Annotated in this window: 27 protein-coding genes; 9 read left to right on the forward strand and 18 right to left on the reverse strand. The window is 50.5% G+C overall.

Annotated elements, in window-relative coordinates; translation table 11 throughout:
• Nucleotides 1-4: 4 nt before the first annotated feature.
• Nucleotides 5-1,306 (reverse strand): anaerobic C4-dicarboxylate transporter, encoded by a 1,302-nt coding sequence (locus tag CWM61_RS10785; protein ID WP_008807221.1) that lies wholly within the window; start codon nucleotides 1,304-1,306, stop codon nucleotides 5-7.
• Between the two features lie 114 nt (nucleotides 1,307-1,420).
• Entirely contained in the window at nucleotides 1,421-2,857 is a 1,437-nt protein-coding gene (gene aspA, locus CWM61_RS10790) for an aspartate ammonia-lyase (protein WP_002885424.1), read from the reverse strand.
• A gap of 337 nt (nucleotides 2,858-3,194) precedes the next feature.
• On the opposite strand from aspA, the gene CWM61_RS10800 reads away from it, so the two are divergent.
• Nucleotides 3,195-3,671 (forward strand): FxsA family protein, encoded by a 477-nt coding sequence (locus tag CWM61_RS10800; protein ID WP_061156057.1) that lies wholly within the window; start codon nucleotides 3,195-3,197, stop codon nucleotides 3,669-3,671.
• A 51-nt stretch (nucleotides 3,672-3,722) separates the two neighbouring features.
• Here the strand turns inward: CWM61_RS10800 and yjeH are convergent, their stop codons facing one another.
• Nucleotides 3,723-4,973 carry an L-methionine/branched-chain amino acid transporter gene (yjeH, locus tag CWM61_RS10805; protein WP_061156056.1) on the reverse strand — a complete coding sequence of 417 codons (1,251 nt, stop codon included), beginning with the start codon at nucleotides 4,971-4,973 and terminating at the stop codon, nucleotides 3,723-3,725.
• Between the two features lie 232 nt (nucleotides 4,974-5,205).
• On the opposite strand from yjeH, the gene CWM61_RS10810 reads away from it, so the two are divergent.
• The 3 genes from CWM61_RS10810 (at nucleotide 5,206) to CWM61_RS10820 (ending at nucleotide 7,797) form a co-directional block, all read left to right on the forward strand.
• The gene (locus tag CWM61_RS10810; RefSeq protein WP_003855929.1) at nucleotides 5,206-5,499 is read left to right on the forward strand and encodes a co-chaperone GroES; all 294 of its coding nucleotides are present in this window, start codon (nucleotides 5,206-5,208) and stop codon (nucleotides 5,497-5,499) included.
• 37 nt (nucleotides 5,500-5,536) lie between these two features.
• Nucleotides 5,537-7,183: a chaperonin GroEL gene (gene groL / locus CWM61_RS10815; protein WP_074387303.1), complete on the forward strand. Its 1,647-nt coding sequence runs from the start codon at nucleotides 5,537-5,539 to the stop codon at nucleotides 7,181-7,183.
• Nucleotides 7,184-7,443: 260 nt separating this feature from the next.
• On the forward strand, nucleotides 7,444-7,797 hold the full coding sequence (locus tag CWM61_RS10820; RefSeq protein WP_004152419.1) for a DUF4156 domain-containing protein: 354 nt from the start codon (nucleotides 7,444-7,446) through the stop codon (nucleotides 7,795-7,797).
• A 42-nt stretch (nucleotides 7,798-7,839) separates the two neighbouring features.
• Here CWM61_RS10820 and yjeJ read toward each other — a convergent pair whose 3' ends face one another.
• From yjeJ to CWM61_RS10865, 9 genes are all read right to left on the reverse strand, one after another.
• Nucleotides 7,840-8,706 carry a YjeJ family protein gene (gene yjeJ, locus CWM61_RS10825; protein WP_100631225.1) on the reverse strand — a complete coding sequence of 289 codons (867 nt, stop codon included), beginning with the start codon at nucleotides 8,704-8,706 and terminating at the stop codon, nucleotides 7,840-7,842.
• A gap of 25 nt (nucleotides 8,707-8,731) precedes the next feature.
• On the reverse strand, nucleotides 8,732-10,849 hold the full coding sequence (locus tag CWM61_RS10830) for a peptidase domain-containing ABC transporter (RefSeq protein WP_074387301.1): 2,118 nt from the start codon (nucleotides 10,847-10,849) through the stop codon (nucleotides 8,732-8,734).
• Nucleotides 10,842-12,128: an HlyD family secretion protein gene (locus tag CWM61_RS10835; protein WP_077268437.1), complete on the reverse strand. Its 1,287-nt coding sequence runs from the start codon at nucleotides 12,126-12,128 to the stop codon at nucleotides 10,842-10,844. The genes CWM61_RS10830 and CWM61_RS10835 overlap by 8 nt, the downstream gene beginning before the upstream one ends.
• A 71-nt stretch (nucleotides 12,129-12,199) precedes the next feature.
• Nucleotides 12,200-12,589, reverse strand: a complete 390-nt coding sequence (locus CWM61_RS10840; protein ID WP_100631226.1) for a hypothetical protein — start codon at nucleotides 12,587-12,589, stop codon at nucleotides 12,200-12,202.
• A 51-nt stretch (nucleotides 12,590-12,640) separates the two neighbouring features.
• Nucleotides 12,641-13,030 carry a hypothetical protein gene (locus tag CWM61_RS10845; RefSeq protein WP_100631227.1) on the reverse strand — a complete coding sequence of 130 codons (390 nt, stop codon included), beginning with the start codon at nucleotides 13,028-13,030 and terminating at the stop codon, nucleotides 12,641-12,643.
• 278 nt (nucleotides 13,031-13,308) lie between these two features.
• The gene (locus CWM61_RS10850) at nucleotides 13,309-14,319 is read right to left on the reverse strand and encodes a fimbrial protein (RefSeq protein ID WP_074387297.1); all 1,011 of its coding nucleotides are present in this window, start codon (nucleotides 14,317-14,319) and stop codon (nucleotides 13,309-13,311) included.
• Between the two features lie 26 nt (nucleotides 14,320-14,345).
• Nucleotides 14,346-16,883: a fimbria/pilus outer membrane usher protein gene (locus tag CWM61_RS10855; protein WP_074387296.1), complete on the reverse strand. Its 2,538-nt coding sequence runs from the start codon at nucleotides 16,881-16,883 to the stop codon at nucleotides 14,346-14,348.
• Between the two features lie 58 nt (nucleotides 16,884-16,941).
• Nucleotides 16,942-17,631 (reverse strand): molecular chaperone, encoded by a 690-nt coding sequence (locus CWM61_RS10860; protein WP_074387295.1) that lies wholly within the window; start codon nucleotides 17,629-17,631, stop codon nucleotides 16,942-16,944.
• A 69-nt stretch (nucleotides 17,632-17,700) separates the two neighbouring features.
• Nucleotides 17,701-18,252 carry a fimbrial protein gene (locus CWM61_RS10865; RefSeq protein ID WP_100631228.1) on the reverse strand — a complete coding sequence of 184 codons (552 nt, stop codon included), beginning with the start codon at nucleotides 18,250-18,252 and terminating at the stop codon, nucleotides 17,701-17,703.
• Nucleotides 18,253-18,726: 474 nt separating this feature from the next.
• On the opposite strand from CWM61_RS10865, the gene CWM61_RS10870 reads away from it, so the two are divergent.
• A complete protein-coding gene (locus CWM61_RS10870) occupies nucleotides 18,727-19,371 on the forward strand; it encodes a winged helix-turn-helix domain-containing protein (RefSeq protein ID WP_100631229.1) in 645 nt (214 codons plus the stop codon).
• 124 nt (nucleotides 19,372-19,495) lie between these two features.
• Here CWM61_RS10870 and epmB read toward each other — a convergent pair whose 3' ends face one another.
• Nucleotides 19,496-20,524: an EF-P beta-lysylation protein EpmB gene (epmB, locus tag CWM61_RS10875; RefSeq protein WP_074387293.1), complete on the reverse strand. Its 1,029-nt coding sequence runs from the start codon at nucleotides 20,522-20,524 to the stop codon at nucleotides 19,496-19,498.
• 41 nt (nucleotides 20,525-20,565) lie between these two features.
• On the opposite strand from epmB, the gene efp reads away from it, so the two are divergent.
• From efp to sugE, 4 genes are all read left to right on the forward strand, one after another.
• Nucleotides 20,566-21,132 carry an elongation factor P gene (gene efp / locus CWM61_RS10880; protein WP_004206421.1) on the forward strand — a complete coding sequence of 189 codons (567 nt, stop codon included), beginning with the start codon at nucleotides 20,566-20,568 and terminating at the stop codon, nucleotides 21,130-21,132.
• A 73-nt stretch (nucleotides 21,133-21,205) separates the two neighbouring features.
• Entirely contained in the window at nucleotides 21,206-21,337 is a 132-nt protein-coding gene (locus tag CWM61_RS10885; protein ID WP_025712607.1) for an entericidin A/B family lipoprotein, read from the forward strand.
• Between the two features lie 159 nt (nucleotides 21,338-21,496).
• On the forward strand, nucleotides 21,497-21,643 hold the full coding sequence (ecnB, locus tag CWM61_RS10890; RefSeq protein WP_004206423.1) for a lipoprotein toxin entericidin B: 147 nt from the start codon (nucleotides 21,497-21,499) through the stop codon (nucleotides 21,641-21,643).
• 143 nt (nucleotides 21,644-21,786) lie between these two features.
• The gene (gene sugE / locus CWM61_RS10895; protein WP_049157131.1) at nucleotides 21,787-22,104 is read left to right on the forward strand and encodes a quaternary ammonium compound efflux SMR transporter SugE; all 318 of its coding nucleotides are present in this window, start codon (nucleotides 21,787-21,789) and stop codon (nucleotides 22,102-22,104) included.
• On the opposite strand, the gene CWM61_RS10900 is transcribed toward sugE, so the two are convergent.
• From CWM61_RS10900 to frdA, 5 genes are all read right to left on the reverse strand, one after another.
• The gene (locus CWM61_RS10900; protein WP_074387292.1) at nucleotides 22,101-22,634 is read right to left on the reverse strand and encodes a lipocalin family protein; all 534 of its coding nucleotides are present in this window, start codon (nucleotides 22,632-22,634) and stop codon (nucleotides 22,101-22,103) included. The genes sugE and CWM61_RS10900 overlap by 4 nt on opposite strands.
• A gap of 113 nt (nucleotides 22,635-22,747) precedes the next feature.
• Nucleotides 22,748-23,107 (reverse strand): fumarate reductase subunit FrdD, encoded by a 360-nt coding sequence (frdD, locus tag CWM61_RS10905; RefSeq protein WP_061156043.1) that lies wholly within the window; start codon nucleotides 23,105-23,107, stop codon nucleotides 22,748-22,750.
• 10 nt (nucleotides 23,108-23,117) lie between these two features.
• Entirely contained in the window at nucleotides 23,118-23,513 is a 396-nt protein-coding gene (gene frdC / locus CWM61_RS10910) for a fumarate reductase subunit FrdC (RefSeq protein ID WP_074387291.1), read from the reverse strand.
• Between the two features lie 10 nt (nucleotides 23,514-23,523).
• Nucleotides 23,524-24,258 carry a succinate dehydrogenase/fumarate reductase iron-sulfur subunit gene (locus tag CWM61_RS10915; RefSeq protein ID WP_061156041.1) on the reverse strand — a complete coding sequence of 245 codons (735 nt, stop codon included), beginning with the start codon at nucleotides 24,256-24,258 and terminating at the stop codon, nucleotides 23,524-23,526.
• Complete coding sequence (gene frdA, locus CWM61_RS10920) at nucleotides 24,251-26,041, reverse strand: fumarate reductase (quinol) flavoprotein subunit (RefSeq protein WP_061156040.1); 1,791 nt, start codon at nucleotides 26,039-26,041, stop codon at nucleotides 24,251-24,253. Before frdA ends, CWM61_RS10915 begins: the two co-directional genes overlap by 8 nt.
• Nucleotides 26,042-26,092 lie beyond the last annotated feature (51 nt).

The following is a 26,092-nucleotide window of genomic DNA, read 5'->3' on the forward strand; positions in this document are numbered from 1 at the left end:
GTATTTACAGCATAATCCCGCCAAAGATAAAGCCCAGGATTACGCACAGCGTGATAGCGATAACGCCAGGGATCAGGAAGGCGTGGTTAAAGACGTATTTGCCGATGCGCGTCGAGCCGGTGTCGTCCATCTCCACCGCCGCCAGCAGGGTCGGATAGGTTGGCAGGACGAACAGCGCCGAGACGGCGGCAAACGAGGCGATCGCCGTCAGCGGGCTGACGCCGAGCAGCAGCGCAGCGGGCATCAGCGCCTTGGTGGTGGCGGCCTGCGAGTAGAGCAGCGTGGCGGCGAAGAACAGCACCACCGCCAGCAGCCACGGGTAATTGTGCAGCAGGTCGCCGGCCACGGCCTGAATGTCGCTGATGTGCGCTTTAACGAAGGTATCGCCCAGCCAGGCGACACCGAGCACGCAGACGCAGGCGCTCATCCCGGACTTAAAGGTGCTGGCGTTGAGCACTTCGCCGGTGTCGATTTTACAGGTGATGCTAATCAGGGTGGCGATGGTCAGCATAAACACCACGATCGCTTCGTTACGCGGTAGCACCGGGTTCTTGATCAGGCCGACGGTATCGCTGATGGCCGTGGCGTAGAACATCACCGCCACGATGCCGATCAGAAACAGCAGAACGGAACGTTTGGCGTGCGGCTTCAGCTCAAACACCTGGCTGCCGCGCAGTCTGACTTCACCCTTGGCCAGCCGCTCCTGATAAATGGGGTCGTCTTTTAGTTCACAGCCGAGGAAGTTGCAAACGATAGCAGTAAGCATCACCGCCAGCAGGGTAACCGGAATACAGATGGCCAGCAGCGTCAGGTAGCTAACGCCCAGCGGCTCAAGGATCCCGGCAAAGAACACCACCGCGGCGGAGATAGGTGAGGCGGTGATCGCTATCTGAGAGGCGACGACCGCAATCGACAGCGGACGAGATGGGCGAATGCCTTGCTCTTTGGCCACTTCGGTGATCACCGGCAGCGTGGAGAAAGCGGTATGGCCGGTGCCGGCGAGTACGGTCATAAACCAGGTCACCAGCGGGGCAAGGAAGGTAATGTACTTCGGGTGGCGGCGCAGCATCCGTTCGGCGAGGCTGACCAGGTAATCCATCCCGCCTGCGACCTGCATGGCGGCGATAGCGGCGATGACCGCCATGATGATTTCAATAACGTCGAAGGGTATCGCACCCGGTTTGATTTGAAAAATAAGCGTCAGGACAAGGACGCCAAGGCCACCGGCAAAGCCGATACCAATGCCGCCGAGCCTGGCGCCGAGATAAATCGCCAGCAGGACAATAACCAGTTCTGCACCAAACATATATGCCTTCCTTGTTTTTTAACAAGTTGATATTGGATTGTTGTATTTTAGTAAAACTAAAAAGCAAAAAGGCATGTCATCGCTGACATGCCTTTCAATGACTAACCGGAAAGATTACTGTTCGCTTTCATCGGTATAACGCTTCGCTTTATAAGCAGGATGCATCAGGTTTTGTGCGGAGAAAATGTCATCCAGCTCTGCCGCCGTTAGCAGCCCGCGCTCCAGCACCACTTCCCGCACGCTCTTGCCGGTTTCGGCGCAGATCTTGCCGACGATATCGCCATTGTGGTGGCCGATAAACGGGTTGAGGTAGGTGACGATGCCGATGGAGTTGTAGACGTAGCCTTCACATACCGCTTTATTGGCGGTGATGCCGTTAACGCATTTCTCCAGCAGGTTGTAGCAGGCGTTGGTCAGGATATGTATGGATTCGAACATCGCCTGGCCGATCACCGGCTCCATCACGTTCAGCTGCAGCTGCCCGGCTTCGGAGGCCATGGTCACCGTGGTGTCGTTGCCGATCACTTTAAAGCAGACCTGGTTGACCACCTCCGGCACTACCGGGTTAACCTTCGCCGGCATAATAGAGGAACCCGCCTGCAGCTCCGGCAGGTTGATTTCGTTGAGGCCCGCGCGTGGACCGGAAGAGAGCAGGCGCAGATCGTTACAGATCTTGGACAGTTTCACCGCCAGACGCTTGAGCGAGCTGTGGACCATAACGTACGCCCCGCAGTCCGAGGTGGCTTCAATCAGATCTTCCGCCGGGACGACCGGTAAGTTGCTCACTTCCGCCAGCTTCTGCACCGCCAGCTGTTGATAGCCGTCCGGGGTGTTGAGGCGTGTACCGATGGCGGTGGCGCCGAGGTTCACCTCCAGCAGCAGCTCCGCGGTGCGCAGAATGCTTTTGGTCTCTTCATTAAGCAGCACATTGAAGGCATGGAACTCCTGGCCGAGGGTCATCGGTACCGCGTCCTGCAGCTGGGTGCGGCCCATTTTGAGAATGTCCTGGAACTCCACGGCTTTCGCCTGGAAGCCTTCGCCCAGCTGTTTAATCGCATCGATTAACTTCAGGATGGAGGCATACACCGCGATGCGGAATCCGGTCGGGTAGGCATCGTTGGTGGACTGGCATTTGTTGACGTGATCGTTTGGGTTCAGGTACTGGTATTCGCCTTTCTGATGGCCCATCAGCTCAAGGCCGATGTTCGCCAGGACTTCGTTGGTGTTCATGTTTACGGAAGTGCCGGCCCCGCCCTGGAAGACATCGACCGGGAACTGGTCCATGCATTTGCCGTTATTCAGGACTTCGTCACAGGCGGCGATAATCGCATTTGCCGCGCTTTTGGGAATGGTCTGCAGCTCCTTGTTCGCTAGCGCGGCGGCTTTCTTCACCATCACCATGCCGCGCACGAATTCTGGTATGTCGCTGATTTTGCTGTTGCTAATGTAGAAGTTTTCAATCGCTCGCAGAGTATGAACGCCGTAGTAAGCGTCCGCGGGAACTTCCCTGGTGCCCAACAGATCTTCTTCGATACGAATGTTGTTTAACATGTGAACCTTCTTTTCAAGCTGCCAATGAATTCACCAAATACACAGAATATCCAGGATTCAGTATATTTTCTGGCCGACGATTATTTCCTTAACCGGCCTGGTGCCCAAGATCATATGCTGATGATAGCGAATATCAGTAAGCTTGATCACTTATTACGTCGTGGGCGGGATAAGATTTATTAATCTGTGAAATGGGTCACCGCTTTCCTATTCCTGGAAAAAATAAGCATTTCCGCTGATTGAAAAGCCGCGCAGCATCCCCATCTTAGTGGGATGCGATCAGCAAATTGATGACTACGGGCGCTGAACGCAGCGCCCGTTGATGAAGGAGACGCCGGTGCGTTGGATTCCGTTTATTGCCTTTTTTCTTTACGTTTACATTGAGATATCGATCTTTATCCAGGTAGCGCACGTGCTGGGCGTCTTTATGACGCTGATCCTGGTGATCTTTAGCTCGGTGGTGGGGATGTCGCTGGTGCGTAACCAGGGCTTCAAAAACTTCCTGCTGATGCAGCAGAAGATGGCCGCGGGCGAGAGCCCGGCGGCGGAGATGATCAAGAGCGTTTCACTGATTATCGCCGGTCTGCTGCTGTTGCTCCCGGGATTCTTTACCGACTTCCTCGGCCTGCTGCTGTTGCTGCCTCCAGTGCAGAAGCACCTGACGATGAAGCTGATGCCGCATCTGCGCTTCAGTCGGATGCCGGGCGGCGGCTTTAGCGCCGGAACTGGCGCTGGAGAGACCTTCGAAGGGGAATTCCAGCGCAAGGATGAACAGCGCGACCGTCTGGACCATAAGGACGATCGCCGCGATTAATACACGCCCGGCCCGGTCAGCAGATGCGACCGGGCCGCTTTCTTTCCAGGCTTACACGCTGCCTGTCGCCAGCTTGCGCCTGGGTAAAAACAGCCACAGCCCCGCCAGCATCACCAGCGCGTACAGACTCTTCCAGCCGACCATCGCCAGCAGCAGCAGACAAAGAATGCTGCCCACCACCGCCAATAGCCGATAGCGCCCGCGCAGCAAACGACATCCCGCCAGCATGCACAGCAGATAGATCATGATGAAAATGCCGTTGGCATAGACGATCAGCGCGTCCAGATTGATATCGAGCAAATAGATACACAAGGTGCTGACTACGCAGGAGCCCAGCACGGCGTTGAGGGCGTTGCGCGGGATCTGCCGCGGCGACAGCCGTGCGAGGTAGCTCTGTGGCTTATGCTGCGCCTGCGACCAGACCAGGCGGGCGAAGCTTTGAATATAGATGTTGAGGCTGGCGAAACAGGCGAGATAGCCGATGACGCAGGCCACCCACAGTGCTTCGACGCCGAACAGACGGACAACGATGTTCGGTAGTGACGCGGCCGCCGCCATCTCCTCGCCAAAGGCGTGGAAGTGCAACACCAGCACGGTACAGGCCCAGTAGACCGAGCCGGCAAGCAGCAGGCCTATCATCAGCGCGCGGGGAAAATCGCGCTCGGGATGCTTGAATTCCGAGGCCAGGTGGGCAAAAGCTTCCAGACCGACGAAGCACCAGAACATGACCGACAGCGCGGAGAAGAGCTGGCCGCGGTCGATCTCCGTCAGGGCGGGGAAGGGGATCTGCGCCGGACTTATTCCACCGCGCCACCAGACGGCGGCGATCAGCGCCACTATCAGTATGGCAACCAGCGTCTGCAGGTTGGCGCTGGAGCTGGCGCCACGCGAACCAACCCACCAGACAATGGCCAGGGTGCCCAGCTCCGCCAGCAGTAGTTGGGCGTCATGCCAGCCGAACAGCGCCTGGCCAAAGCCGGTGGCGATGTGTAGCGCGGCGGGGAGCCCGACCGGGATAACCGATAAAAACAACCAACCGGTCACGCTGGCCAGACGTGGGCCAAACGCCATATCGACAAAATGGGCCACGCCGCCCGCGCTGGGAAAATGACGGCCCAGCAGGGCAAAGACGATGGCAATCGGGAAAACAAGGAGAATGAGGAGCGGCCATGCCCACAGACTGTTATCGCCAGCGACCAGCGCCGCCAGCGCCGGAACGGCGAAGACGCCGGTGCCCAGCAATGAGGTAGAAAGCAACCCGACTCCCTGTCCCAGCCCCAACTCCTGTTTTAAACCACTCATGATTCCATCCTGCGCCAGTGAAAAAAAAGAGAGTATCACAATCGCTTTTCCTTATGACGCGTTGGCCGATAGCGCCGCTTTTTGCGCGCTAGCGCAAAGGAAAAAATTTTTTTTGATTTTGCCCTTGAAGCGGGAAATGGCCACCCCCATCTCTCTCAGCACTAGCCGGTAAACCGCGTTCGGCCCGGCGTCACCCATAACTGATAATGACTTTCTCGAAGGAGAGCTATCAATGAGTATTCGTCCGTTACATGATCGTGTGATCGTCAAACGTAAAGAAGTTGAAACCAAATCTGCAGGCGGCATCGTTCTGACCGGTTCTGCGGCAGCTAAATCAACTCGTGGCGAAATCATCGCTGTCGGTAAAGGCCGCATCCTGGAAAACGGAACTGTGCAGCCGCTGGACGTTAAAGTTGGTGACATCGTGATTTTCAACGATGGCTACGGCGTGAAGTCTGAGAAGATCGACAACGAAGAAGTGCTGATCATGTCCGAAAGCGACATCCTGGCAATTGTTGAAGCGTAATTCGCACGACCCTGAACGAATTTGAGGAATAAAAGAAATGGCAGCAAAAGACGTAAAATTCGGTAACGACGCTCGTGTAAAAATGCTGCGCGGCGTAAACGTACTGGCAGATGCAGTTAAAGTGACCCTGGGCCCGAAAGGCCGTAACGTGGTTCTGGACAAATCCTTCGGCGCGCCGACCATCACTAAAGATGGCGTTTCCGTTGCTCGTGAAATCGAACTGGAAGACAAGTTCGAAAACATGGGCGCACAGATGGTGAAAGAAGTTGCCTCTAAAGCGAACGACGCGGCAGGCGACGGTACCACCACCGCGACCGTACTGGCTCAGGCTATCATCGCAGAAGGCCTGAAAGCCGTTGCGGCGGGCATGAACCCGATGGATCTGAAACGTGGTATCGACAAAGCTGTCGTTGCCGCCGTTGAAGAACTGAAAGCGCTGTCCGTACCGTGCTCTGACTCTAAAGCCATTGCTCAGGTTGGTACCATCTCCGCTAACTCCGACGAAACCGTAGGTAAACTGATCGCTGAAGCGATGGATAAAGTTGGTAAAGAAGGCGTTATCACCGTTGAAGACGGTACCGGTCTGGAAGACGAACTGGACGTGGTTGAAGGTATGCAGTTCGACCGCGGCTACCTGTCTCCGTACTTCATCAACAAACCGGACACCGGTGCTGTTGAGCTGGAAAGCCCGTTCATCCTGCTGGCTGACAAAAAAATCTCCAACATCCGCGAAATGCTGCCGGTTCTGGAAGCCGTAGCGAAAGCTGGCAAACCGCTGGTTATCATCGCTGAAGACGTTGAAGGTGAAGCGCTGGCGACTCTGGTGGTTAACACCATGCGCGGTATCGTTAAAGTGGCTGCGGTGAAAGCACCGGGCTTCGGCGACCGTCGTAAAGCTATGCTGCAAGACATCGCGACGCTGACTGGCGGTACCGTTATCTCTGAAGAGATCGGTATGGAGCTGGAAAAAGCGACTCTGGAAGACCTGGGTCAGGCAAAACGCGTGGTTATCAACAAAGACACCACCACCATCATCGATGGCGTTGGCGAAGAATCCGCAATTCAGGGCCGCGTAGCTCAGATCCGTAAGCAGATCGAAGAAGCAACCTCCGATTACGACCGTGAAAAACTGCAGGAGCGCGTAGCTAAACTGGCTGGCGGCGTGGCAGTAATCAAAGTCGGTGCGGCTACCGAAGTTGAAATGAAAGAGAAAAAAGCACGCGTTGACGACGCCCTGCACGCGACCCGTGCTGCGGTTGAAGAAGGCGTGGTGGCTGGTGGTGGCGTAGCGCTGGTTCGCGTTGCGGCTAAACTGGCTGGCCTGACTGCTCAGAACGAAGATCAGAACGTCGGTATCAAAGTTGCGCTGCGCGCAATGGAAGCACCGCTGCGTCAGATCGTGTCCAACGCCGGTGAAGAGCCGTCTGTTGTAGCTAACAAAGTGAAAGCAGGCGACGGTAACTATGGTTACAACGCGGCAACTGAAGAATACGGCAACATGATCGACTTCGGTATCCTGGACCCAACCAAAGTGACCCGTTCTGCTCTGCAGTACGCAGCTTCCGTGGCTGGTCTGATGATCACCACCGAGTGCATGGTGACCGACCTGCCGAAAGGCGACGCGCCTGACTTAGGTGCTGCTGGCGGCATGGGCGGCATGGGCGGTATGGGCGGCATGATGTAATCGTGCGCTCTACGGCTTAAAAAAGCAGAAACCCCTGGCCAGCAATGGCTGGGGGTTTTTCTTTTGGCGCGCTTTTTAGTATAAGGCTTATACATAAAAATCATTTAAGCTGCATCAGAGCGGCAAGCACCTCCGTTTCGGGCGTGAACTGACAAGCGCGACCGGGGAGGGAATGAACGCGGCTCATGCCGACGCAGTTTGAAGGATGACAGGTTTACATCCGGGCCAGTGCGTCCAGCTCATCGATCATGGGGAATAACATGCAGGTAAAATATTTAGCAGGGATTGTCGGCGCAGCCTTACTGTTGGCAGGTTGCAGTTCCAGCAATGAATTAACCTCTGCCGGCCAGAATGTGCGTTTCGTGCAGGAGAAACCGGGCGCAGAGTGTCAGCTGTTAGGGACCGCGACGGGTAAACAGAGCAACTGGCTCTCCGGCCAGAATGGCGATGAGGGTGGTTCCATGCGCGGTGCGGCGAACGCTCTGCGTAACCAGGCAGCAGCAATGGGTGGCAACGTGATTTACGGCGTCAGCAGCCCGACGCAAAACCTGCTGTCGAGCTTTGTGCCTACCGACAGCGAAATGAACGGCCAGGTTTATAAGTGCCCGAACTGATGCGTGACGCCTCTCTCTGCGAGCGCAGAGAGAGGCGTAGTATTATTCAATCCCTAAAGATGCTTTAGTTTCCAGATAGTAATTTTGCAGGAACTTTAAGCCCTGTTCAGCCGATAACGTCTGGTAGTCTTCGGCGGAGATGTCATGCATAAAAGTCCGCTTTATCTTGTGTTTGTCGTTATATCCTCGAAATTTAGGGATAAGATGCATTATACGTAATGCAACATTTTGAATTTGCTGATCTTTGGCAGTGAGATACGTTTTTACGATACATCCACACAGCAGCTTCTCGCCATCGTCGGTATGGTAACTGAACAGAATGGCGACATGATTGGGAAATAAAGCCTTACGCCATTCATCATGAGTATAGTGTTGATAATTCATGGTTGCGCTTTCATCAAGTTCGCAGTCGTATAGCATAATAAAATCCAGAGTTCCACTGAAATGAAGTATCGCTTCTTTATCACCGGAGTTCTGTAGCGCCTGGAGTATTGCCCGCATGATAAACTCAGACTGACCATTGCTAAAGCGTAGAGTAATAATTTGCTCACTTTGTAATGCACAGATGATAGTGAATGTTTCGCTATCTTTTTTTAAAGCGATTGACATGATGCGTTTTGCAGGGTCAGGGCATTCGACATCTTCTAGTTGCATAGTTGGAATATTGCTAATAAGCTCTTGGTTTTCAGCGATCAGCACAGCTTTATATTTATCACCGTCTATTTGTAACTTCTCCATCACCGCCATTAATCTATTCTGTATGATTAATAAAAAATCACGAATGACAGTATGCTGCATAGTATAAGCTTCATCAATACCCTCTCTATTGCGAACCTTGATGACAATTGCAAGCAAGTTTTCTTCATGCATGATAGTTCCGGTATTAATACCTCTAATTATATTACTCATTTTTCTCCTTCCTTGAGATTAACAATTATTTATTAATGTTCTTGCTAGAGAGATCGATGATTCTATCTGCAGAAGCAATAGTTGATGGCCTGTGTGCTACAATAATACGCGTAATGCTTAATGATGATATTGACTGGTTAATATATGATTCGTTAGCTAAATCTAAGTGACTTGTGGCCTCATCCATAAATAAAATATTAGGCTTACGATAAAGTGCGCGGGCGATAAGCAGACGTTGTTTCTGTCCACCAGATATCCCCAAACCTAATTCCCCAACAAGTGTTTCGTACCCCATTGGCATCTTCATAATCTCATCATGAATGTTGCTGAGTTTGGCACAGTGCATAACAAAATCCATATCAGGGTTATCTTCAAAACTACAAATGTTATCCGCAATAGAGCCAGAAAACAGGCGATCTTCCTGCAATACACAAGCTGTACTCATACGATAGTTATTTAAACCAATTTTTGATATATCTAAACCTTCAACAACGACTTCCCCATGAGTTGGGGTCAGAAGACCACACATCACTTTCAAAAGCGTCGTTTTACCAATACCTGAGGGACCGACCAGCGCAATTGATTCGCCCGGGAGAACATTTATATTAAGATCGCTGAAGATTGGTTTCGTAAACGGATCATATTGATAGCTCAAGTTTTGAACGTTGAGGGCGACACCTCGATTCTCCTCAAATATACGGCGGGCCGGGAGTTCTTTTTCAGGCTCGGTAAAAACGATTTCAGAAAGACGTTCATTATGTAAAGAGAGCATGCGTAACTGCATACTTAAGTCCACCAGGCTTGAAGCCCGTTGTGAAAACTGGCCACGGAAGGCATTAAATGCCATGAACATCCCAAGCGTCATTTCGTTATCGATAACCATAACTGCTCCTAACCACAGGATAACAACCTGGTCTATTGATGTGATTAGGGTGTTTATCCCGCCGAATAGCATATCGAAGCGTGTTTGTTTAATACCCGCATTACAGGCTTCAATATTTATATTGAGCCAATGTTCCGAACGTCGACCTTTTAGATCGAGAGCCTTGATCGTTGATATGCCATATAATGATTCCATAAAATGCGAGCTGGAACGCGCGCCTTTTACAACCTGCTCTTCCGCCACTCGGCGATAGAACTGATAAGTCGCCAGACGCATGATGGCGTAACACAGAGTAAACCCGATCACTACCCAGACCAACCATCCGCCATACAGCGTCAGCATGATGATTAAGCCGATTGTCATAATCAGGTCTATCAAGCCAGAGATGATGCTATTAGTAAACGTTGAGCGAATCGTATCCAGTGATGAAAAACGTGATTGAATATCACCCAGGTGCCGCTTTTCAAAGAAAGAGAGTGGCAGACTCATTAAATGATCAAACAGCGTCGTTTTCCATTGGATACTGGTTAAGGTATTTAGTGTTAAAGATGTCCATGCACGCAGCATACTGATGAATGTACGAAATAGCGTGAACATGACTAAACCGATACAGATGACAGCCAAAAGGCTCTCATCGTGAGCAATAATCACATGGTCAGTCACCAGCTGGGTACCAATAGGTAATAGCAGGTTGATAGCCTCAACGACTATTGAATAAGCAAAAATTTTCAGTAAAGCATTTTTTAGCCCGCTGATATTTTTCATCAAGTCAATAAGCCGTAAACGACTTTTGGCTTTTTCCTGCTGAAAGTTATTATCGGGCCATAATTCAAGTGCAACACCGGTAAAATGATTTGACATTTCTTTCATGCCAATAACACGTTTACCCATCGCCGGATCGTGAATAATAAAACTGTTTTTTTTGCGTTTTATTAGTACTACGTAATGATTTAAATCCCAATGCAAAATACAGGGTAGTTTTAGTTGTTGAATCTCATCAAGATCGAGTGACAATGCTCGACTTTTGAGTTGCGCTTGCTCAGCTGTTTTGCTAAGGGATAGCAGTGTAGCACCTTGTGAGGCGCTACCGAAGCGATGACGGAAGTTAAATAAATCAATTTCCAGGCCATGATAGCCACATATCATCGCCAGACAGGCTATGCCACATTCTGAACCTTCAGATTGCAATATAATCGGGACCTTACGACGTAACGAAAAATTTACGCGAGAAGTTATTTTATTAAATATTTCGTTAATCATTGAGCGGCCCATTAACACTGTGAGAGATTTTATAGAAAGGAGTAAACATCCACATATAAAGCGGTCGTTCCTCAAGAAAAACTGTTGCCTCAGCTTTAAGCCCATTAGAAAGAGTTAATACTTTATCATTGTAAACAAATGAGCTGTCTTCTATAGAAACCAGCGCTTTATATAAAGTAATATCTTGCTGATTAGCTGAATTAACAACATTCGTATATTCTTGCAACTCTTGACGCGAGGCAGGAACCGTTGAAATAGTCGCCACTTTACCCGGAAACTGTCCAAATTTGTCTGAAGGGAATGCTTCATAACGTATATTTATGGTATCCCCAACCTTGATATAGGGAATGCTATTGTTAGGTAACCAAAGCATTAGATAATACTCAACATTCCCAATGGGCTTAATTTGTGCCAGGCTGCTGCCACGATCAACCATTTGACCGCGAGTCACTGCTAATGATTCTATTTTTCCGTCGGCAGTTGCTTTAATGATAGCATTGTCGTTTGCGCTAGACTCGACACGTTGGTTTTTATAATCATTGATTTGGTTTTTTTGACTGGAAATCTGATTATCAAAATCAGCGGATTTAGTTACCATATCACTTTTAAGCTGTGTTAACTGCGTCTCAAGTTGCATCTTTTGGCTGGTAAGAGATTGATACGAACTCTGCTGCTGGAAATAAAGGTTATGCTGATAGTTATATTGATCTTTGGTAATTAATCCCTTACTTAGATAATCATCATAACTGGAAAGGTTGGTGCGCATTTTTTTCAGACCAGACTGAGTATTTGCCAGCATGCGTACAGTTTCATGTAGTGAGGACTCGACGCTAGCAAGTTGTTCAGTAAGCGCATCTACTGTTTCTTTTTTATTCTCAGTAATTTTTTGGATGATCTCTTTAGCATTACTAATTTTTTCGTCTATCACTTCCACCATAGCCAGGCTAACATTTCCACTCGTGGTATGCCTGGAGACGTCAAGTTCATACAATGGCGTCCCTTTCTTGACAACATCACCAATGTTCACAAATTGTTTAACAACAAAACCCTGCTGGGGAGCAAATACGTTGATGGAGTGTGGTAATGTGACAACTTCACCATAAACATTAATTCTCTGGGTATAATTAAAAAAAACCAGCATGAAAACCAGAACGATTAAAAATGTGCAACCTAGCAGGGTAATAAGCCAGGCAGGCATCCCTGCCAACAGGAGTGCTTTGCCTTTCCAATGATATTTTTTATATTCGATCGCTTCCTTGCGATAAATATTTTGGGCCATGTGCGTCTACTTTTTCAGTGAGGAGAGAAAAGGCCCGCAAACGGGCCTTAATAGTGTTTATTAGTTCAGACTTACCAGAACACAAGTGTGCCGTTGAAGCCCGCATACAGCACGTCTTCAGCAATCTGAGCAACGGTATCAAAACCGCCAAAGAAGCCCGCGGTCAGGCCGCCAATCAGGCCTGCAATGCCGCCGACGATGGCACCACCCAGGGCACCAAGCAGGCCGAAGCCGAGATTGCCGCCGGTATTACCACCGATAGCAGCCCCGGCCGCTATGCCGCCGAGCGTTCCACCCACGCCGCCAACGATCAGACCGGCAATAGCCTGCCATCCATTGTTGGCGATAGTGGCAAGGGTGCTTTCAACAGAGCTGAAATCCCAGTGATAGCCGGTGCCCCATCCCGGGGTGTCCGCAGCCCCGGAGACGTAATCCATTTCGATAATTGATAATTCTTTCATTGCGATTTCCTTTGCACTAAGAGTGTTGCGAAGCTTTAAGTGATGCTTTACTTACCAGAATACAAGTGTGCCGTTGAAGGCCGCATACAGTACGTCTTCGGCAATCTGAGCAACGGTATCAAAACCGCCAAAGAAGCCCGCGGTCAGGCCGCCAATCAGGCCTGCAATGCCGCCGACGATGGCACCACCCAGGGCACCAAGCAGGCCGAAGCCGAGATTGCCGCCGGTATTACCACCGATAGCAGCCCCGGCCGCTATGCCGCCGAGCGTTCCACCCACGCCGCCAGCGATCAGACCGGCAATAGCCTGCCATCCATTGTTGGCGATAGTGGCAAGGGTGCTTTCAACAGAGCTGAAATCCCAGTGATAGCCGGTGCCCCATCCCGGGGTGTCCGCAGCCCCGGAGACGTAATCCATTTCGATAATTGATAATTCTTTCATTTTTATTTCCTTTAAAATTTAAAATTGATATCTCCATTTTAGAGAGCTGGAGAAATGCTCCTTACAGCTATAGCTAATATAAATATTATTTGAACAATAATACGAATATTCGCGACTGGTAAGATCATAGCGACAACTTGTATCATGGTTCGGAAAAACCCGCATAAAACTAAAGGATGTTGTATTATCATGCAATGTGAATTAATACTTCACACTCAAAATTCATCGAAAATAAAACCCTCAGCAATAGATGAGGGTTTTATTATTAGGGTTGTATATCAATCCTGATCGATGGTAACCGTCATTCCGGTATTTGCCGTGCCTGGGCCAATGTTACCGACGGTGGTTGCAGCCTTATACCTGGCAGTCATTGGAAGCGTGAGTTCTTTGTTACTAACACTGGAACTCGTGTAGGTGTAATCCGAAGAAAATTTCAGCAAGGTGTTATTGTTATCACGCACCTCAACGCCTACGTTCTGGGCTGCATTGGCGACTGTTGAATCAACATCCATAAAACCATCAGTTGCACCAGATGTCATTCGCTCGAAGGAAATTTTCACCGGCGCATCGGTAGGGATGCCATCGGGGCAGTTAATCACCAGCTTGAAATTTTTTACAGGACCGTAGCCACCACTGTTAAAATCACTTTTGCTGATAGTCCCCATCTGTACTGTCTGGTTACGGTTTGAGTTACTTAAAGTACAACTTTTCGCCGTCCAGCCGCCGGAGGGCCCATTGGAGATATAGATTTCATAAAATTGCTTGGCACCAACCGGAGTTGCACGTGAGTTAACTTTGGCAGTAACCAGCGTACCTGTTTTAAATTTTCCTTTATTGGTAGCAGGGATTTCACCTGTTTTAATAATCTCTATCTTTACCGTACCAGTGGCATCGTTGCCGTCCCATTTTCCCAAAGCCGGACTCTGTGTATAGGGGGCATACTGTGAGCGATAAACAATATCCGTAACGCGGATACCGATACCAGTTAGTCCTGTTTCATAGACTCCCGAAACAGCAGATTCTGTACTAAAAGTAGAACCCATCGTTGACCCATACCACAGCGCCTGCGTTCCACAGTTAAAGGAGGCGGGATTATTTCGAGTATTTACAATCTGTACTTTTAATACGCTACCAACCGGTGCATTGGGGTCGATTTTGAGTGAATTAATGGTGACATTTGCTCGACCAGCACTGACAGAGCAATCTGCCGCCTGCGCCTTGCCGATAGTCAGAGACGTAGCCGCGAGCAACAGGCTTATATGCAATATATTGGTTCTAGTAACTCTCATGCTCAATATCCTTTTATCGCATCCGATTAGCGGCAAACCGCTTGAGACTGTGTTATCCCTGCGTTCTGCGAAGCAGTTTGTAATGAGAATGCAGCAGTACACATTTGAGTCGATTTTTTACCCCATTGCACTTTCAACGAGCCAGTCTCTTGAAGGCCAGTAAGGTATACCATGCCATTATCGTTAACAATGCTGCTATAATTTTCCTGGGCAGGGTCAGATACAGTGGCACCGAAAGGCAAAGGATTATTTAAAGTATCAACCAATCTAATGATTGCTCTAAATCCAACATTACCACTAAAGTTTGCTCTGGATATAGCACCACGGGTTGGAACAACTTTTTGAGCTGTAATGTCCATATCGACGTCATCAGCAAAAGTTTCGCTATCCAACATAATTTCATTATAACGATAAGGCGTCAGATACGGGACAATGGCATATCCGCGGAAGTCTGTTTTTACGCCGGTTTCATTTAATATCCGGGTATCAGCTACTCCTGGTGCTTTTACCAGAGCTGCAGTGTCGCCCAATTGTTGCCCAAGAGTTAAACCATTTTCATGAAGCACAAGACTGCCTGACGCGCCATAGTTGATACGTTGCGCATTGTGATCGTAGTCATAGCTACCAAAAACTTCACCATAAGTGCCACTATAATCCATGCCAGCACTGCCGCTAGCATATTGGTCGTTATCATAAGACTGTTGAACGTTCCAGCTTAAATTATTATCAGCCAAGGCCGTTCCATTCAACCCAACGCTGTTAGACGTTGAGCCCGGGTTCGCCGTGTTCATTGAATACGTTGCCCACGTGTTTGGTGACAAACTGCTAAATGGTAGACTTAATGTGAGTGAGAATAGCTTATCGCTATCATAGTGTCGATTCGAGTCGCCATTGATTTGTGAAGACCTGTTATATGAGTAATTCAGTGAATAATTAATCCATTTCCAGGTGTTATTATAGCCAACACTGAGAGAAGTGTTACGGCGATCTTCATTCCAGTAATCTTCAACCACACCATTGAGTGTTAAGGAGCCCAATGAACGACCCATATTCTGACTAATTGTCGCTTCTGTTCTATTACGAACACGGTCGTATGAATAACTTCCGCTATTGCGATAACTATTTAACACATCACCTAAAGTATTATAACCAGACGTTGAGTAACGATAACCAGCAATAGATAAGTTTGTTCCGATATCGGTTAAATTTTTACTATATCGTATACGCCAGGATTGACCTGATGTTTTATCCTGATTCTTTAATGTTGACCATGCTTGTGTGACATCGACGGATACTGCACCAAAGTCACCCATATTTTGTCCAATGCCGAGTGCAACAGACTGGTATTTTGAGGATGACTGAAAACCTCCAAACGTGGTAGCACCATATGGTAAACCATAGCTGGCTGTGGCTTGTGTAAATGGTGTTTCGTCAACGGCACCATCGTAGGGGCGATATTGCCCAGAGGTGATACTGTACTTCAGGCTACCTTCGCGACGCAGAACCGGCAGAGAGGCATAGGGTACAACGAATTCTTGTCTACTACCATCTGACTCTTCTACCGTGACATAGAGGTCACCGCTACCGCCAGTGGAATACATATCTGAAATTTCAAATGCACCGGGACGAACATAAGATTGATAGATCAAATATCCGTTTTGCTTAATTAAGACTTTAGCATTCGTTCTTGCGATCCCGCGAACAACAGGAGCATATCCCTGAATGCTATCGGCATCCATTTGGTCGTCGGTGGCTAACTGAGCACCTGTATAAGGAACGCTATCAAAAATATCTGCAGTTGATGAACTTTCGCCCATCGTTAAAACGCTTTTAATTGTTGGAATATTTCGTTCTACATAGGTATAGACTGTATCCCAGTCCCCTGAGCTTGAACCGCTGTCAGACTTGTTCCATGTGGTGTAGTTCCTCAAGCGCCATGGGCCCAGATTGAGACCTGGTTGCATATTGAGATTATAGTTCTCGGTGTCGCTGATATTGGACTGGCGTGCATAGCTGTTAGAAGCGTTGAACTGATAATTCATCAGCAAAGCTGTGATGCCATCATCAAATTGATCCGGGGACACATAACCACGAATGGCCGGGCTGAGAGCCGCCTGCGGTAAACTAAACCTTAACGTTTGCGTGCTAAAAGTAAATTCATAAGACGCTTCAGGAATAACTGAAATATCTGCGCACCCTTGTGTATTATCAATTAAGTTTGCAAATGAATCAGTTCTAATACCGAATCCACGAAAATCTTTCACACCTAAACATGGCTGAAGGGCATTGCTGTTCTTACCACTAGCTGAGTTTTTAGCAATAAACTCAACATCTCTAGTATCTATAAATACATCGTTAACAATTATATCAACACGATACTTACCCGGAGACTGTGAGTTTTCATGCTCAAATGCTGAAAGATCCGGTACTTGGTCCGAACCATTCATACCGTTCAAAAATGCCGGGTTGAAAAAGTCTCGAGCAATGGCATTTGAACTCAAGCAAGTAAGACAGGCACTCATCAACGCAAGAGAATAGGTGGTGTATCTAAATTTAAAAACCATTGCATAATCCTTTATATTAGCAAATATCGCCTTATTGTTTTTTTCCGTCTATGCACTTTTATAATGTGGTTTTATGTTCCGGACCAATACCACCTTGGTCGTTTATGATCTTCCAGATTACGGTCCCACTTGATACTCCATTGGGAAGTACATATTCAGTGCTGGAGAATGGCGCAAGTAATAGCGCATCCTTTATTAATCCATTATTAACTTTCACAGTAGAGAAGTTCATGTAATAACCCGTAGGGTTTGTGACTTTGAGTTTTCCTCCGGATACTGCCCAAGTTAATTTGTTAGTGACATTTTCTGGTGTGTCATCAGCAAGCGCCTTTGGCCGATAAAATAATTTCATCCGATTGCGCACTGCGATTTGCAGTGTATTTTGTTTCGCATCTTCATCTGTCGCCGCTGGGATGGATGTTACGTTAAAGTAAAAAAGTGACTCTCGATCTGCTGGCATTGCATTGCTTGCGTTGAAGACGCGTAAAACGCTCTTTTGCTGAGCATCAAGACGAAAGAGTGGAGGCGTGATCATAAAATAGCCAGAAGATGCTTCAATGCTTCCTTTCTCGAGGAATGTTTTTATCAAATAAGGGAAGTTTTCTTTATTCTCGACAGTAATATTTATCTCTTTTTTTCCTTCCGGGTACACAAGGCGAGTACCGCCAATCACAACTCCCGCTTGGGCATTCGTAATATGAAAAAGAACCATCATTATTGACAGGAAAAATGATAAAATAGTACGCATAATTTTCTCTGCTTATTTAAAGATGATGTGCCCCCATGTATGGGAGCACAAATTACATCTTAACTATTATTAGTAGTTAATGGTAAAGGTAGCGCTAGAGTTCGCAGTACCAGCAGAGATTGTGGCTTCGCGCTGGATATAAGCTGCTTTGAAGTTCAGCTCGGTAGAGCTACCGGTGCCTACGTTCAAGGTGAACTGCTCAGAAGCTTCACCCAGTTTCAGCGCATTGCCGCTTGGGTTAGACAGCAGGATCGCAACGCCGGATGCGGTAGAACCGCTGTCCAGTGCCAGGTAGCTGTTGTCGCCATTGTAATATGCACCATCAAACTTCAGGCTGGCTTGGGTAGGAGTGCCCGCCGGGCATTCGGTCAGGAAGATCTTCACATTAGTGGAGCCAGCGCCTTGTGCTGCAGTTGAGCCAACACCAGTGAAGCTGCTCACAGGTACAATGCCCAGATCAACGGTTTCGTTGCTGCCGCCAGTCAGGCTGCCGATATGCGTTTCGCAGGATGCATCAGTGATAGTACCAGTGAACTGAACGGTACCGTCAGCCGCCAGTGCGTTGCAGGAGATGATTGACGCAGCTACGAATGCAGCGAGAAGCTTAGCATTTTTTTTCATTTTACAAGTCCATATAAATATAAAGTTACTTAGTCCTGCATAGATACCGATAATTAGTCATTATCATGTGAATGACATATCATTCATTGATAATTTTGATAAAATGAGATGGGCTCGATATTTACCAATATAATTGTCGGCTCTATGATATCGCTTGCCATAGCGAGCCATGGGAAAGCGGGAGTAATTTAAAAGTCTGGTGCAAAAAATGCTTGTGAATTCTTTATGAAGCGCTCGTGAATTTAACATTCACTGTTTTTGATGCGAGGGCGCTTCCAACTGTGATGAATTTAATCTGAAAATGTGGTGACTAAACAAGATAATTGTCGCTTGTCTTTTTATCTGCAGTATTCTGTCCAGAGACGGTCAATGTGAACCGAGCTCGCTTCTGTTTGAAGTGATAATGTTCATTGAATGAGTTGACTGAATTAATTGAATTTTATTATAGATAATGGTTTTTCGTGGGGCAGGGATATGGATGAAACTGTGTTATTTAATGGATGTATGATTAATCATGAAGTTATCTTTAATGCCAGTATGAATGAATTACGGCCGCTTTCCGGCGATGGTGAGAGTGTTAGCCTTAACGCCCCCACCGCCAGATGCTTGCTATTGCTCCTGCAGAATAGCGGCAAAGTGATTTCGCGGGATGAGTTTTTGGCTGCCGTTTGGGAAAACCGGGGCGTAGTAGTTTCGCAAAATACGTTCTATCAAAATATCTCTTTGCTGCGAAAATCATTACTCAAAGCGGGGCTGTCGGCGGATATCATTATCACCGTAAGGCAAAAAGGGTTCAGCGTCTCACCTGATACCCTGATCATCCCTCTCTCTGATGAAGAGTGTGAAAACATGAACCGGGTAACATTAACGCATTATCAAAATAATAAGGCTGTCGAGGTTCTTCCTGATGGGAATGTTAATTATGATGATCGTTTAGTTATCCCATTAACGAGAAACGTCGCGAGTCAGCATGATAATTTGATAGAAAATAAAGTGGAAATAGCAGGAAAAGAATCGGAACGATTACAGGTGACTTTTAAAATGCCCACCTGGTTAACCACGCTGATTGTAGTGATGATTGTGATTAATATTGTGGTGCTGCTGGTGCTACACCGGTAGCTCGTCGCAAAGGGATTTATCATGTAATGTGATAGCGGATAGCCGGTTACCTAACCCCCTGGCGAGAAATGGCTCCATATGGCTTGTCTGCCAGACCGTCCTGGCAGACAAATGAATCTGACGTTTATCGCTGCTTCAGCCCTAAATCCAGCGGTGTCTTGCTGGGTTCGCCGCCGATCTCTCGCGCCAGCTTCGGCACCATATAGCCGGAGATAAGGGTCAATAGTTCACGCATGATTTCACGTGCTTCATCATCGCTAACCATGAAGTGTGCCGCCCCTTGCACCCGATCCAGCACGTGCAGGTAGTAGGGCATTACCCCGGCGTCGAACAGCGCATTGCTGAGGTCGGCCAGCGCTTGCGCGTTGTCGTTCACCCCGCGCAGCAGCACGCTCTGGTTGAGCAACGTGACCCCCGCCTGACGCAGCATGGCCATCGACGCGCGAAACTCATCGTCAATTTCATTCGCGTGATTGACGTGGTTAACCAGAATTACCTGCAGCGACGAACGCTGGAAGCGGCTGGCCAGCGTCTCAGTAATGCGCGCCGGGATCACAATCGGCAAGCGGCTGTGAATACGCAGGCGCTTAACGTGCGGAATGGCTTCCAGCTGGGTCATTAGCCAGTCGAGTTCATGATCCTTCGCCATCAGCGGGTCGCCGCCGGAGAAGATGATTTCATCGAGCTGCGGATGCTCAGCTATGTAGTTCATCGCCGTCTGCCAGTTGCGCCTGGTGCCCTGATTTTCGGCATAAGGGAAGTGGCGGCGGAAACAATAACGGCAATTGACTGCACAACCGCCTTTCACCAGCAACAGGGCCCGGTTGCGATATTTGTGCAGCAGACCGGGCACTACACTGTGCTGTTCTTCCAGCGGATCGGTGGAGTAACCGGGGGCAACGATAAATTCTTCCTCGGCGGTAAGTACCTGACGAAGCAGCGGATCGTTAGGGTTGCCTTTCTCCATGCGGGCGATAAACGCGCGCGGGACGCGCAGCGGGAACAGGCGTCTGGCCTCGCGTCCGGCCAGCAGTTTTTCATCAGCGTCTACATTTAAAAGACGCAGCAGTTCATCAGGACTGGTCACAACATTGGCAAGTTGCGTTATCCAATCTTCTCTGGATGGGGTATTTAGGGTTACAATATGCGCCATTTTGTGGCTTAGCTACCAGTTAAACAATTTCAGAGGGCCTTATGGCGACTTACTATAGCAACGATTTTCGTGCTGGTCTTAAAATCATGTTAGATGGCGAACCTTATGCGGTAGAAGCCAGCGAATTCGTTAAACCAGGTAAAGGCCAGGCGTTTGCACGCGTTAAGCTGCGCCGCCTGCTGACCGGTACCCGTGTTGAGAAAACCTTCAAATCTACCGATTCCGCAGAAGGCGCGGACGTTGTCGATATGAACCTGACTTATCTGTACAACGACGGTGAGTTCTGGCACTTCATGAACAACGAAACTTTCGAGCAGCTGTCTGCTGACGCGAAAGCAATCGGTGACAACGCTAAGTGGCTGCTGGATCAGGCTGAGTGCATCGTGACCCTGTGGAACGGCCAGCCGATCGCGGTCACCCCGCCGAACTTCGTTGAGCTGGAAATCGTGGAAACCGATCCAGGTCTGAAAGGCGACACCGCGGGTACCGGCGGTAAACCAGCGACCCTGTCCACCGGCGCGGTGGTTAAGGTTCCGCTGTTCGTTCAGATTGGCGAAGTGATCAAAGTGGATACTCGCTCTGGCGAATACGTATCCCGCGTGAAGTAATTTCGCGTCATGATGACCGGCGCAGCCTCCGTGCTGCGCCGCTCTCTCCTTACAGGTACGACGAGCACGACACATGAAGCGCAGCGTTAAACTCCTGGTGTTACTCTTTCTGAGCAGCGTCCTGCTGGCTGGCTGCAATACCGCCCGCGGTGTGGGTGAAGATATTCAGGGCCTGGGCCACGCTATCTCTCACGCTGTGAGCTAAATTTCCCTGCCGTTTCGTTAATGGCGCTTGCCTACCGATATGTCAGGCTCCTCCATTAATACTCCTTTTCTCTTAAAAAACGCAAAGATCCCTTCATCTTTGGACGGTTTGTCTATGCTTATAGGGCATGAAAACAAAACTGACACTAAGGATGACATTATGGTGAAAAAAACGATTGCAGCGTTCTTTACGGTTTTGGTCCTCTCTTCAGCACTGACTGCTTGTAACACTACGCGCGGAGTGGGTCAGGATATTTCAGAAGGCGGTAGCGCAATCTCTGGCGCGGCAACCAAAGCTCAGCAATAAACGCCGTCGACGGTACGGTTTTACGCCGTACCGTTCTTCACTTCCCCTATCCTGTTAGCTATACTCACTGCGACTTTTCATCCACCTTACGGGACGACCCGTAGGCGTTTCTCATCAGGGGACGGCCCCAGCAAAGGAGCCTTATGTCCTGGATTGTCTTGTTTATCGCTGGTCTGCTGGAAGTGGTATGGGCCGTTGGCCTGAAATATACCCATGGCTTTAGCCGGCTGGTTCCCAGCGTCATCACCATCGTGGCGATGGTCGTCAGCATGGCGCTGCTTTCGTGGGCGATGAAAACCCTGCCTGTCGGTACCGCCTACGCGGTCTGGACTGGGATCGGCGCCGTGGGCGCCGCCGTGACCGGTATTGTGCTGTTGGGTGAATCCGCCAGCGTTATGCGTATCGCCAGTCTCGCCTGCATCGTGGTCGGCATCATTGGACTGAAGATTAGCGCGCACTAGTTGTAGCGCTGATTGACCCAGATCAGTTTGCTGACATCAAAGCCCTGCCGGGTGGCAATATCCAGCATCTGCTGCCTGACCTCCGGAGCGATGGTGGGCGCCCGCGCCAGCAGCCAGAGATAATCGCGATCGGGGCCGCAGACCAGCGCGTAACGATACTCCTTATCCAGCGCAATGACGTTATAGCTGCCGTAGAAAGGGCCGAAGAAGGAAATCTTCAGCGCGGCGCGGCTGGGCTCCCCGGTAAAGTAGGCCACCCCGTCCGTTTTCTGCCACATGCCGCGGTCGGGGTTATAGCCTTTATTGGTCACGTCCAGACCGCCGTCATCACGTGGGTGCCAGGCGATCGTGACCTTTTCCAGCCCACTCTCAAAAGGGTGGTCAAAGCGGGCGATTTCATACCAGGTACCCAGATAGCGCTGAACATCGAAGGGGCTGACTACGGTGACGCCCGGCGGCGGGGTGGGCGTGCTGCAGGCGACAGACAGGAACGAGACGGCAATCGCGGTCATTATCGGCAGGATACGCATGGCATGTTCCTTGCTGGCTTTTAAGCTAAGTGTAGAGTCCAGCAGGGAAAAGGCGGCAAGATTTTTCTATGAAGCGAGCCCGGTAGCAGAAATGCAGCCGGGCTCTTGCAGGATCAGATAAACAGTACGCCAACGAGGGTGATGACGCTGAGGATTGCCGCCAGGCCGTAGAAGACCCACTTACCGTTGGGCACATGGATTTTCAGGTCGTGCATGGCGTGGTGAATACGGTGTAGACCGCACCACAGCGGCAGGACAATCATCAGAAACAGGAACGCGCGGCCGATAAAGCTTTGGGCAAAGGCCAGCACGCGTTCATAGCTGAAGGCGTCGGCCGGGGCGAGCCCCAGCGGCAGCAAGATGCCGACCAGCAGCACCATCACCGGCGCGACAATCGCGCCCCACATACCGCCAGCGCCAAACAGCCCCCAGAATACGGGTTCGTCGGAACGTTTCGGATTGGGATTAATCATCTCAGCCTCCTTACCAGAACAGAGCGACAAACAGGACTACCACGGTGACCACTGCCGTCACCACCCAGAGCCCTTTAATGACCGGCTCTGGCCCCATTTTTTCGCCTTTGATGATGACGTTGGCGGCTTTCGGCGCCAGCTCAAACCAGGTTTTGGTGTGCAGCAGCGCCGCCGCCAGAGTGATCAGATTGAGGATCACCACCACCGGGTTTTGCAGGAATCCGATATATCCCGCCCAGCTTTCGGCGCCGTGCTTGAGGGCAAACAGCCCGTAAATCAGCACAATGCTAAACCATACCGTCGGTACCGCCGTGCCTTCCCGCACCATGTAGAAGCGATAAAACGGCAGTTTTTTCCACCAGGTGGAGGTCATCGGCCGCACGTAGGGTTTGCGTTTCGTCGTCATAATGCACTCCTTAGCGTGGTTTCAGGGTCGCGATAAGAAAGTCTTTCGAGCTTTCCACCTTGCCCTGCTGGATCGCGGCCGCCGGGTCGACGTGCTTCGGACACACTTCCGAGCAGTAGCCCACGAAAGTGCAGGTCCAGACGCCGTTCTGGCCGTTAAGCTGCGCCATACGTTCCTTTTTGCCGTGGTCGCGGCTGTCTTCGTTGTAGCGGTGGGCGAGCGTGATCGCCGCCGGGCCGATGAACTCCGGGTTCAGGCCGAACTGCGGGCAGGCGGCATAGCACAGCCCGCAGTTGATGCAGCCGGAGAATTGATGGTATTTGGCCATCTGGGCTGGGGTCTGCTTGTTTGGCCCCTGGTCCGGCGTGCGGTTATTGCCGATGATATACGGCTTAATGGCCTCCAGGCTTTCGATAAAGTGGGTCATATCCACCACCAGATCGCGCTCGATTGGGAAGTTGGCCAGCGCCTCAACCTTTAAACCTTTGGTGTAATCACGCAGGAATGTTTTGCAGGCCAGCTTCGGCACCTTGTTGACCATCATGCCGCAGGAGCCGCAGATCGCCATCCGACAGGACCAGCGGTAGCTCAGGTCCGGCGCCAGGTTGTCTTTAATGTAACCCAGCGCGTCCAGCAGCGAGGTTTGCTCATCATAGGGCACGTCATAGAACGCGCTATGCGGTGCGGTGTCGACCTCCGGGTTGTAGCGCACCACTTCGACTTTCAGGGTTTTCAGCTCAGCCATGGGTGGTCTCCTTCTTCTCGGCCGCTTCCGCTTCGGCGCCATAAACACGTTTTGCCGGTGGCAGCGTGGTGATCTTCACGTCGCCATATTCCAGACGGGTGGTGCCATCGGCCTCGCGGAAGGCGAGGGTGTGCTTGAGGAAGTTGACGTCGTCGCGCTCGGTACAGCCTTCATCCAGACGCTGATGCGCACCGCGCGATTCTTTACGCGCGATGGCCGAGTGCGCCATACATTCGGCAACGTTCAGGCCGTGGCCCAGCTCAATGGTGTAAAGCAGGTCGGTGTTGAATACGCTGGAGTTGTCGGTAATGCGCACGCGCTTAAAGCGTTCCTGCAGCTCAGCCAGCTTATCGATAGTTTTCTGCATCAGCTCCGGCGTACGGTAGATGCCGCAGCCTTCCTCCATCGACAGGCCCATTTCGTCACGGATTTTCGCCCAGTTTTCGTTACCTTCCTGGTTCACGAGCGCTTTTAGACGTTGCTCCACATCCGCAGCCTGCGCATCCAGTGCGGCGCTATTCGCCTCGGTCGTCTGAGCGGCGCGCTGCATGGCCTGTTCCCCGGCCAGACGGCCGAAGACCACCAGCTCGGCCAGCGAGTTGGAACCTAGACGGTTGGCGCCGTGCAGACCGACGGACGAGCATTCGCCCACGGCAAATAGCCCTTTAATCCGGGTTTCGCATTGCTGATCGGTTTCGATACCACCCATGGTGTAGTGCGCGGTCGGTCGTACCGGAATCGGCTCTTTCACCGGGTCGACGCCGACGTAGGCTTTCGCCAGCTCACAGATAAACGGCAGACGCTCCAGCAGTTTTTTCTCGCCGAGGTGGCGGAGATCGAGGTAGACCACGTCACCGCGTGGCGTCGGGATGGTGTTTCCTTTCCGCCATTCGTGCCAGAAGGCCTGGGAAACTTTGTCGCGTGGACCCAGCTCCATATATTTGTTCTTCGGTTCGCCGAGCGGGGTTTCCGGGCCCATGCCGTAATCCTGCAGGTAGCGATAGCCGTTTTTGTTGACCAGAATCCCGCCTTCCCCGCGGCAGCCTTCGGTCATCAGGATCCCGGAGCCCGGCAGACCAGTCGGGTGATACTGAACAAATTCCATATCGCGCAGCGGCACACCATGGCCCAGCGCCATACCCATACCATCACCAGTAACGATGCCGCCGTTGGTGTTGTAGCGATAGACGCGCCCGGCACCACCGGTGGCCAGCACGACCGCGTTGGCGCGGATCTGCACCAGGGTGCCTTCCATCATATTCATCGCCACCAGGCCGCGGGCCTGCCCGTCATCGACCAGCAGGTCAAGGACGAAATGCTCATCAAAGCGTTGAATTTGGGGAAACTGAAGGGAGGTCTGGAAGAGGGTATGCAGCATGTGGAAGCCGGTTTTATCGGCGGCAAACCAGGTGCGTTCGATTTTCATACCACCGAAGCGCCGGACGTTGACGCTGCCGTCAGGGCGGCGGCTCCACGGGCATCCCCACTGTTCCAGTTGGGTCATTTCCGTCGGGCAGTGATGAACGAAATAGTCGACGACATCCTGCTCGCACAGCCAGTCGCCTCCGGCGACGGTGTCGTGAAAATGGTACTCAAAGCTATCGTGATCCTGGGCAACGGCTGCGGATCCCCCTTCTGCAGCGACCGTATGGCTGCGCATCGGATAGACTTTAGAAATCAGGGCGATTTTGGCATTGGGGTTGGCCTGTGCGGCAGCGATAGCGGCACGAAGGCCTGCTCCGCCGGCACCAATTACGGCGAGATCGGCTTGAAAAGTTTGCACGACATTCCTCCAGTTTTAGTGTATTTCGCCGCCGGGCTGGCGAAAAAGTAT

The sequence above is a fragment of the Klebsiella sp. K-Nf6 genome (genome assembly GCF_002806655.1).
GTDB classification, from domain to species: Bacteria; Pseudomonadota; Gammaproteobacteria; order Enterobacterales; family Enterobacteriaceae; genus Klebsiella; species Klebsiella variicola.